At 56.2% G+C, this 5,878-nt stretch carries 6 protein-coding genes; 2 read left to right on the forward strand and 4 right to left on the reverse strand.

What is annotated here, in order from left to right:
• The first annotated feature begins 110 nt into the window (after window positions 1–110).
• Together RMS03_RS01225 and RMS03_RS01230 are read left to right on the forward strand one after the other, a co-directional pair.
• Window positions 111–1,901 carry an acyl-CoA dehydrogenase C-terminal domain-containing protein gene (locus RMS03_RS01225; RefSeq protein ID WP_310625305.1) on the forward strand — a complete coding sequence of 597 codons (1,791 nt, stop codon included), beginning with the start codon at window positions 111–113 and terminating at the stop codon, window positions 1,899–1,901.
• A 49-nt stretch (window positions 1,902–1,950) separates the two neighbouring features.
• Window positions 1,951–2,904 (forward strand): nitronate monooxygenase family protein, encoded by a 954-nt coding sequence (locus RMS03_RS01230; protein WP_310625306.1) that lies wholly within the window; start codon window positions 1,951–1,953, stop codon window positions 2,902–2,904.
• Window positions 2,905–2,962: 58 nt separating this feature from the next.
• On the opposite strand, the gene RMS03_RS01235 is transcribed toward RMS03_RS01230, so the two are convergent.
• The 4 genes from RMS03_RS01235 to RMS03_RS01250 all read right to left on the reverse strand — a co-directional run.
• Window positions 2,963–3,625, reverse strand: coding sequence for a hypothetical protein (locus RMS03_RS01235; RefSeq protein ID WP_310625307.1), 663 nt, complete (start codon window positions 3,623–3,625; stop codon window positions 2,963–2,965).
• A 26-nt stretch (window positions 3,626–3,651) separates the two neighbouring features.
• Entirely contained in the window at window positions 3,652–4,176 is a 525-nt protein-coding gene (locus RMS03_RS01240; RefSeq protein ID WP_310625308.1) for a cytochrome c, read from the reverse strand.
• Between the two features lie 83 nt (window positions 4,177–4,259).
• Entirely contained in the window at window positions 4,260–4,868 is a 609-nt protein-coding gene (locus RMS03_RS01245; RefSeq protein WP_310625309.1) for a cbb3-type cytochrome c oxidase subunit II, read from the reverse strand.
• A partial coding sequence (locus tag RMS03_RS01250; protein WP_310625310.1) for a cbb3-type cytochrome c oxidase subunit I occupies window positions 4,858–5,878 on the reverse strand: 1,021 nt, incomplete at its 5' end. The genes RMS03_RS01245 and RMS03_RS01250, both read right to left, overlap by 11 nt.

Here is a 5,878-nt window from a genome sequence, read left to right on the forward strand (position 1 = left end):
GGCTGACTTGTTCGTGGCGGTGCCTGAGTTGGTCGCCGCGTTGTAAACACACTTTGAAAAGCACTCTGCGGGATGCTTTTTTCTTGAGCCTATTTTTGGAGACATCAACAATGAGTTATATCGCCCCCATCAAAGACATGGTGTTCAACATGGAGCATTTGGCTGCTCTGGACCAAGTGGCACAAATTCCTGCTTTCGAAGACATGGGCGTTGACACAGCCCAAGCCGTGCTGGAAGAGTGTGCGAAGTTGAACGAGTCTGTGCTCGTGCCTCTGAACTGGGAGGGCGACAAGAACCCCTCGTTCTTCAAAGACGGCCACGTGACTACCACGCCCGGCTTCAAAGAGGCGTACCAGCAGTATTGCGAAGGGGGTTGGCAAAGCTTGCAACATCCGGCTGACTACGGTGGCCAAGGCTTGCCCAAGACCATTGGTGCAGCGTGTGGCGAAATGCTCAATTCGGCCAACATGAGTTTTGCTTTGTGTCCGATGTTGACCGATGGCGCGATTGAGGCTTTGTTGACGGCGGGCTCTGACGAGCTCAAGGCCACTTACCTCGAGAAGCTCATCTCTGGAGAGTGGACCGGCACCATGAATTTGACCGAGCCTCAAGCGGGCTCTGACTTGGCTGCCGTGCGCACCCGCGCAGAGCCTTTGCCAGACGGCACTTACAAAGTGTTTGGCACCAAGATCTACATCACCTACGGTGAGCACGACATGGCCGAGAACATCATTCACTTGGTGTTAGCCCGTGTGCAAGGCGCGCCCGAAGGCGTGAAAGGCATCAGCTTGTTTGTGGTGCCTAAGTTCATGGTGAACAAAGACGGTTCACTCGGCGCACGCAACGATGTGCACTGCGTGAGCATCGAGCACAAGATGGGCATCAAAGCCAGCCCCACCGCGGTGTTGCAATATGGCGACCACGGTGGTGCCGTGGGTTTCCTTGTGGGCGAAGAAAACCGCGGTCTCGAATACATGTTCATCATGATGAATGCGGCGCGTTACGCGGTGGGCGTTCAAGGCATTTCCATCGCTGAGCGTGCTTACCAAAAAGCGGTGGCGTTCTCACGCGACCGCGTGCAAAGCCGCCCTGTGGACGGCAGCATGAAAACCAGTGCGCCCATCATTCACCACCCCGATGTGCGTCGCATGTTGATGACGATGCGCGCTTACACCGAAGGCTGCCGCGCCATGGCCACGGTGGCGGCTGCCGCGTATGACGCCTCGCACCATCATTCCGATGCCGACACGCGCAAACAAAACTTGGCGTTCTACGAATTCTTGGTGCCCTTGGTCAAAGGCTTTAGCACGGAGATGAGCTTGGAAGTCACCAGCCTTGGCGTGCAAGTACACGGTGGCATGGGTTTCATCGAAGAAACAGGCGCTGCACAGTACTACCGCGACGCCAAAATTTTGACGATTTACGAAGGTACCACCGCCATTCAAGCCAATGATTTGATTGGCCGTAAAACAGGCCGCGATGGTGGTCAAACAGCCAGAGGCATTGCGGCGCAAATTGCCTATACCGAAGCTGAATTGCTCAGGCACGGCAGCGCCAACGCCAAGGCCGTGGCTGTGCGCTTGCAAGCGGCGCGTGAGGCCTTCTTGAATGTGGTGGACTTTGTGGTCGCAGGCGCTAAGGCGAGCCCCAATGCCGTGTTTGCGGGTAGCGTGCCTTACCTCATGCTCACCGGTAACTTGGTGGCTGGCTGGCAAATGGCGCGTGCGCTGTTGGTCGCGCAAACGCAGTTGGACAAAGGCGAAGACACGGGGTTCATGCAATCCAAAATCACCACGGCTCGTTTTTATGCCGATCACATCTTGGTCAAGGTGCCCAGCTTGTGCGACAGCATTGTGGATGGAGCGGACAGTGTGACGGAGTTGGCGCTGGACGCGTTCTAAGTTGGCGGGCCGCACGCAAGGCGTCCTAACCCTATTGAAAGACCGACCCATGTCCAAACTCCCCGCTGTTTTTGATGCGCTTCAGCTGCCCGTCATTGCATCGCCCCTGTTCATCATCAGCAACCCTCAGTCGGTGATCGCGCAGTGCAAGGCGGGCGTGGTGGGGTCTATGCCCGCGCTGAATGCGCGTCCTGCGCAGCAGCTGGAAGCGTGGTTGATTGAAATCACCGAGGCATTGGCTGCCCACAACCGCGAACATCCAGACCAACCGGCGGCACCTTTTGCCATCAATCAAATCGTCCACAAAAGCAATGATCGCTTGATGCACGACATGGCGCTGTGCGTGAAATACAAGGTACCCATCATCATCACCTCGTTGGGCGCACGCGAGGATGTGAACGCTGCTGCGCACAGCTATGGTGGCATCGTTTTGCACGATGTGATCAACAACAAGTTCGCCAAGAAGGCGATTGAAAAGGGTGCGGACGGTTTGATTGCCGTGGCCGCAGGTGCAGGCGGACATGCGGGTGTGAAGAGCCCCTTTGCCTTGGTACAAGAAATTCGTGAATGGTTTGATGGCCCTGTGGCCTTGAGTGGCTCGATTGCCACGGGCGGTGCTGTGTTGGCTGCGCAAGTCATGGGGGCAGACTTTGCCTACATTGGCTCTGCGTTCATTGCCACGCATGAGGCGCGGGCGGCAGACGACTACAAGCAAGCCGTGATAGACGGTAGCTCGGACGATATTGTGTTGAGCAATTTGTTCACTGGCGTACACGGCAACTATTTGGTCCCTTCGATTCGTAAGGCAGGCTTAGACCCCGAGAATTTGCCCGAGAGTGACCCCAGCCGCATGAACTTTGGTGATGGAGCTCAAAAGGCGTGGAAAGACATTTGGGGTTGTGGACAAGGCATTGGCGCGGTCAAAGCGGTGGTGCCTGCGGCCGAGTTGGTGGCACGCTTGAAGCGTGAGTACCAAGCGGCCAAGCTTCGCATCGCCCTCTAAAGCATGGCGGCATGTGTCTTCACATGCCCCAAGTCCAACCCGTCATTGATTGGCTTTTTCATGAGTTGATGGGTTCGTCATTGCGTGAGCTGGTAGCTCGAACGACTTGCCACAACCAGCCTGCTGCCACAACGACCACGAAGGTGTTCAATAGCAGCCCAGTTGTTTGTTGGTCTTGTAGGCCGTAGGCATTGCAAACGCGCAGCGGCGAGTCTTGGTAGAGATAGCCTGCCACGGCCATCATGGGCAATATATTTCCTAGGAGGAAGCCTTGCAGCACCCAACCAGCTTGCTGCCAAGATTGACGCCAAGCAACGCCGCACAGCGTCAGACCGATGAACTTGCAGATGTTCCACTCAGGGGTGGTGATTGCCATGTCCAACACCCGCGGCACCATGCTGAACGTCAACACCACGGCACACAAGCTCAAACCTGTCATGCCATAGGCATTCCATGGTTGTTCTTGCACAGCGTCATCGCGTGCGCCTGTCATGAGCGCTCCGCAACCGGCCAGTGCAGGCAGTTGCAGCATCATGTGAGACCACATATGCGCCTGTAAGGCGTCTCGGGCGATGGGAAGGGTCAATGCAATCCACAACCCCAAGCCGATCAGTCTTTGCTTGCGATGCAGTAGATCCCGTTGTACATCGCCCCAGCGTTGCGTGTTGGACACATGGGCCTTGCTTGGCTCGCTGGCCGCAGGGTCGGAGCTCTCAGACATGCATTTTGTGTGCGAGGTTGCGCAACTCACTTGGGGCTTGCATCGAGTTGTGCAGGCAAGCGTTTGAGCTCAGCGCCACCTTCAAAGGGCATGTTGCGTTTGGTTAGCCGCGCTTTGGCAACTACGTCCAGCTCTAAAGGAAATGCTTGATTGGACCAGTTGGTGCGGATATGACTGCCCACTGCGGCCAATTCTTCATCGCTCAAGTGTGCAAACGCGGGCATTTGACCTTGGAATGGCTTGCCCTGAACCTCGATGGGGCCGTTGATGCCAAAAAGCAGAATGTGCGCCAAGACGCGTGCATCGCCCTTGACCCATTCGGAACCTGCCAAGGGCGGAAACACGCCCGGTAGTCCTTGGCCCGTGGCTTGGTGACAGGCCACGCAGTGCGTGGCGAACAATTGCTGGCCGTCTATCACCGAGTTCGATGTCGTAGTAGCCACCTTGCCAGATAAATCTGCCAAGGTGCGGCGGTCGCCCAGTTCAACTGGGCCAAATCCTTCAGAGAACAGGAGATAGCCTGCGCCAAACAACACCAACAGAGAGGTCATGGCCGCTATCCACAGTGGGATTGGATGCGTACGCTCGACAGGATCAGCGTTTTCTCGGGCTTGAGCGGAGGCGCGTGTGACGTTCATTTGGAAGCAGCTCCCGGAGGTGTTTGAGCTGGTGCAATCACCGGATAGGTGTGATTCATAGATTGCAAGTACTTCACCAAATCCAAGGCGTCTTGGCTCGCGACGGTGATGCGTCCGGGCGGGTTTTGTCCGGGTGGCAGTTGCACCACCACATCGCCTTCTTCTGCAGCAGGTTTGTGTCTAAATAGAAATGGGTAGGCAGGCATGTTGGAGTCAGGTACGTAGGCCCGTGGTTGGTAGAGATGTCCAAGGTGCCAGTCAGCGCTGGGCTGACGCGCGCCAATGTTGAAAAGATCTGGACCAGTTCTCATGGTGCCGAGCAGGTGAGGTTGATCAAAGACGTAGTCAGCGGGCACGGAGGCACGGCCCCAGCCCCTGGCTGTGTCAGGGCCATGCTTGCTGTCACGAGGTTGTTGGCTGTGGCAATACACACAGCCGTTGGCAATGTAGACGCTGCGGCCACGCTGCTGCTGCTCGGTGTAGGGCTTGAGCTCAGCAGGTGGATGAATGTCCTTGACTTGGATGTAGGGCAAAACCACCAGTGCCGCCGTGGCGACACCCAGTGAGACCGCTGCGCCTATGGCGAGTTTGATTTCATTGAGCATGCGACACCTGTGATGGCAGTTTGAACAAAGCTGCGGTGGTGCGCCGTGGACCAAAGCGCAAGGCCATCATCAGCATGTGAATCACAAAGACCACATGGCCCAAGGTCATCAAGGTGCCGCCCACGCTGCGAGACTTCAAGTAAGGCATGGTGAGTGTGACCGATTCGATGAAGGGACGTGTCGCATCAAGCATGGCCAGTCCTTGCAGCCAGCCACCGATGGACAAACCGATCACATAAATACCAATGCCAGTGGCTGCGAGCCAGAAGTGCAGACTGATCAACCAAGGGTGTGGCCACTCCCAGTTCAATACGCGTGGCATCATGAAATACATCGCCCCAAACAGCACCATCGACACGAAGGCGTACATGCCCAGATGGGCATGCGCCACCGTGAAGTGGGTGAAGTGGGTGATGGCATTGACGGTGCGTAGGGCTTCCAGCGAGCCTTCCAAAGAGGAGGCGACATACATCAACCCACCGAACATCATGAATCGCAAGGTGGGAGAGTAGCGGGCCAGATACATCTGGCCTTTCAAGGTGCTGGCTTGGTTGATGCTGAAAGCCATCACGGGAATCACCATCATCACGCTCTGCACAATGGACAAGGTGGTAAGCCAGCCTGGAACAGGTCCGCCGATTAAATGGTGACCACCAACTTGGCCATAGAAGAAAGCCAAGGTCCAAAATCCCAGCAGCGAGAGGTTGTAGGAACGAACTGGACGGCCAATCACCTTGGGCAAGAAATAATAAATGGTGCCCACGCTGACAGGGGTGAACCACAAGCCCAGTGCGTTATGGCCGTACCACCAGTTGGTGGTGGCTTGTTGTATCCCCGTGTGAACGCCCGGCAGATTGGCGACAAGAAACAGCAAGGTGATCCACAACAAGGCGGCCACAAAGTACCAAACACTGACATACAAATGGTCCACCCGTTTGCGTGTGAGTGTGTATAAAACCGGCAACACGATGAGGGCGAACCCGGCAAAGATCAAGAGGTCAATTTGCCAC

The sequence above is a fragment of the Limnohabitans sp. genome (assembly GCF_031538885.1).
Lineage (GTDB): Bacteria > Pseudomonadota > Gammaproteobacteria > Burkholderiales > Burkholderiaceae_C > Limnohabitans.